General features: G+C 39.6%; 2 pseudogenes. Both read left to right on the plus strand.

The features are described 5' to 3' along the window. Nucleotides 1-781 (plus strand): annotated as a pseudogene (locus FDF36_RS20950) (FISUMP domain-containing protein); the annotation flags it as partial. 27 nt (nucleotides 782-808) lie between these two features. Beyond that, nucleotides 809-1,076, plus strand: a pseudogene (locus tag FDF36_RS21405) (DNA-binding domain-containing protein); the annotation flags it as partial. Nucleotides 1,077-1,620: the final 544 nt, after the last annotated feature.

Below are 1,620 nucleotides of genomic sequence, written 5' to 3' on the forward strand. Positions count from 1 at the left end.
CGGAAATACGTCCACATTCAGTATAGCCAATAATTCGACTGCCACTGTGCGGTTAGTTCCTTTCTCGGGTTCCCGGGCAATCACGGTACATATCGGTACGTTGAAACTTAGTAATTACTTCAATGCGGATAACCGGAATATCACCTCGAGCCAGAATGTACAGTTGCAACCGGGAAAGAGTTATACCATTACACTGAAGTTTGAATTGGGGATACAATTGGCGGCAAGTAACATTAACCTGACACAAAACGGATGTACCACAAATGATAAGAATGATTTGGCAAAGCTGAGATGGGCCACAGGAAATTTGAAAAGTACCGGAAGTACAAATTATGTATGGGCTTCTTCAACAGATAGAGGTTATTATTACACATGGTACAGTACCTATACAGGAAACACAAATATTAATAATACAGATCCATGTTCCAAATTGAATACAGCATATTACGGTACAGGTTGGCGAACACCTTCAAAGAATGAACTTACGAAATTAGCAAGATGTACAAACAAAATATTAACTAATAGTGGAATGTGGTTCATGAATAACAGTATAGGACTTTTTTTACCTGCTGCAGGTTGTCGGCAAGACGGAAATGGTAGTAATACTTCGCCAACAACAGATTCCGGAACTGATGGCTACTACTGGAGTAGCGATATAGGTAGTGGAAATAGTACAGGGAAAAGACTGTATTTTGGTAAACGTTATAATACTGCAGATGTGGCGGACCATGCCAAAAACGCCGGACTGACTGTCCGTTGCGTGAAAGGTACCAAACAGTAATGTATTCACTTTTAACATAGATAAATTATGAAAACCGCACTCAAAAGCCGGCTTGCGGACAATACCGTGACCACCGACAACAAAGAGGACAAAATCCTGGTATTAGAAAGCACCGCCAGCTTAGCACTCCCCGAAATACTGCATGAAATGAAGAAAGAGGATAGCGGTCTATGACCGGAAACGCCGAAACACGTAGTGGACCTCTTTCAGCACACAATATAAGAATCTGACTTTGGACGGATATTCGGTGAACATCGGTTTGTTTCGTGCTCTACACAAGTTCTGTAATGTAGTGAAGGTATAAGATTCGCTACATTACCCTTTTAAGGGTACGAGGCAAATAACTAAAAGGGTTTAATAAAAAGGCTACTGTTTATACGGATAGCCTTTTTATTAAACCTTCTTAGTTGTTATATCCAAATGGAAATCAGTCCTATAAGACACGAACTTAATTTTGAAACCGTGTTTCAAAAGACGTTCGTCTGATGCAACAAAGATAAGTCGCTTTTTTTATCTGTGCAAATATTTCTACATCAATTTAATTATCAGGCATTTATCTCTTCCTTTTGCATTCAGTGCGCAGAGCCAAAACTATGTTTCAAAAAAGGAACGTCTTTTGAAACACAACAGTCGTTCTATCTATCTAACTTACACAAACTTACCGCAAAATAAAAGCTGTATTCACAGCCCGCCATAGCCGGCCTGCCCATTCTTAATGGGAAGGCCTTGCTGAGTATGATCTATTTTATTCATTTTTAAACATTTGAGTTATGAATACGAAGAAAAAACTTCTGTATGTAGGCTTTCGTGCGTTAAGCACATGCTGTGTGTGCGCAGCT

It is taken from the genome of Bacteroides fragilis, from assembly GCF_019583405.1.
GTDB lineage: Bacteria > Bacteroidota > Bacteroidia > Bacteroidales > Bacteroidaceae > Bacteroides > Bacteroides fragilis_B.